This window comes from Cobetia sp. MMG027 (assembly GCF_027947415.1).
GTDB classification, from domain to species: Bacteria; Pseudomonadota; Gammaproteobacteria; order Pseudomonadales; family Halomonadaceae; genus Cobetia; species Cobetia marina.
Genome location: NZ_JAQJIO010000041.1, coordinates 1 through 388, shown reverse-complemented (window position 1 = coordinate 388; position 388 = coordinate 1). Strand labels below are relative to the sequence as shown.

Annotated in this window: 1 protein-coding gene; it reads left to right on the top strand. The window is 54.4% G+C overall.

The genetic code is table 11. The annotated features are described in order from the left end of the window. Positions 1–27 precede the first annotated feature (27 nt). The coding region (locus PJK54_RS17780; protein ID WP_271303523.1) for a DUF4123 domain-containing protein at positions 28–388 on the top strand (361 nt) is incomplete at its 3' end.

Sequence of the window (388 nt, the reverse complement as noted above, 5' to 3'; positions counted from 1 at the left end):
CCCAACTGGGCTGCAGAGACTGGTGAGATGATCGAAGCATGGTTAGCTCATGTTGAGCAGCCATCTGTCTATCTACTGGTAGATGCCGCCTTTCGGCACGACACTGTGTATTCCTGGGTACAATCCTCATGGCCCGCAGCAGAGTGGCGAGCGCTTTATCAGGATTCGGCGAAAACTCGTCGTGAAGTGCTTCAAGTGTCACCGCTATTGCTACGTATTGGGCGAGACGACCCCAAGTGGAGAGGGCGTCTCGATACGCTGGCTCACCTGACATCAGGCAGCCCGATGGTCAGCATGATTGTCACTTCGGAGTCTTTGTCAGCACTTTGGGAGCGTTTCTATGCATTCCGCCTGGTGAGTGTGCAGGAGACACGTTACGTATTGCGGT